The organism is Microcoleus sp. OTE_8_concoct_300, from assembly GCF_031383065.1.
In the GTDB taxonomy this organism is placed as follows: Bacteria; Cyanobacteriota; Cyanobacteriia; order Cyanobacteriales; family Microcoleaceae; genus Microcoleus.
In genome coordinates this window covers 1-1219 of the sequence record NZ_JANMZH010000281.1, presented here as the reverse complement: position 1 = coordinate 1219, position 1219 = coordinate 1, and the positions used below count along the sequence as shown (strand labels likewise).

Genomic DNA, 1219 nt, shown 5'->3' with positions numbered 1-1219 from the left:
TGACGCTTTACAAGAACCGCTCGAAAATCCGGGAATTATCGGCATTCGTACAAAGGTAAAAGATAATTTTGCTACGATCGTAATTGCTGATAATGGTGCAGGTATCACCGATCAAATCAAGCAGCGGATATTTGACCCATTTTATACTACAAAACCGATTGGTTCTGGAACAGGGATGGGTTTGGCGATTTCCCATTCAATTATTGTCGAAAAACATAAAGGTGAAATCAATTGTTTGTCGGTGGTAGGAAAAGGCACTGAATTTATCCTCAAAGTTCCGATTCAAAGAAGATAAAATTAAATTGGTTTGTAGTGAGGAATGCAAGTCCGATAAATTTGATATGATATTAACACTCTAAAATCTAAAATCCAAATTCTAAAATCTAAAATGGCATTACCTCCAGGCACTTTCGGTTTGCCGTTAATTGGCGATACACTCAACTTTTTACAAGATTCCCAATTCGCCAAAAAACGCCACCAGCAGTACGGGCCAATTTTCAAAACCAGCATCTTCGGACAGCCTACCGTGTTTGTGTGCGGCCAAGAGGCGAATTTGTTTGTTTTAAGCAACGAAAACCAATATTTTGTTGTGAGTTGGCCTCCCAGCACGAAAGCGCTTTTAGGGCCGCTTTCCTTGGCGCTACAAACTGGTTCCGAACACCAAAATCGGCGCAAGCTGCTATATCAAGCATTTCAACCGCGAGCTTTGGCCGGCTACATCGGCGGGATGGAAAATATCACTCAGCGCTATTTGCAAAGATGGACCCAAATGAGCGAGTTCGCGTGGTATCCTGAACTGAGAAATTATACTTTTGATGTGGCTGCTAAGTTGTTAGTAGGGATTGATAATGGTTCGGAAACGGCGCTAGGACATTATTTTGAAACATTCTCGGATGGTTTATTTTCTATTCCTTTAGATATGCCTTTTACTCGGTTTGGCAAAGCTAAAAATGGCAGAAAGCTGCTGTTGGCAGAACTTGAAAAGATTATTCGCGATCGCCAGCAAGGAACTCCAGGCGACAATGATGCTTTGAGTTTGCTGATTTCGGCGATCGACGATGACGGAAACTGTTTGAGTTTGGAGGAGTTGAAAGACCAAGTGCTGTTGCTGCTGTTTGCGGGACACGAAACTATGACTTCGGCGATCGCCTCTTTTTGCCTTCTCCTAGCTCAAAATCCCGATGTGATGGCAAAAGTGCGCGCCGAACAGCAGCAGTTC

General features: G+C 43.2%; 2 protein-coding genes. Both read left to right on the top strand.

What is annotated here, in order from left to right; translation table 11 throughout:
* Window positions 1-295: sensor histidine kinase (locus ACUVJL_RS13465; protein WP_445246309.1), on the top strand; the 295-nt coding region annotated here is incomplete at its 5' end.
* A 93-nt stretch (window positions 296-388) separates the two neighbouring features.
* A partial coding sequence (locus tag ACUVJL_RS13460) for a cytochrome P450 (RefSeq protein ID WP_445246308.1) occupies window positions 389-1219 on the top strand: 831 nt, incomplete at its 3' end.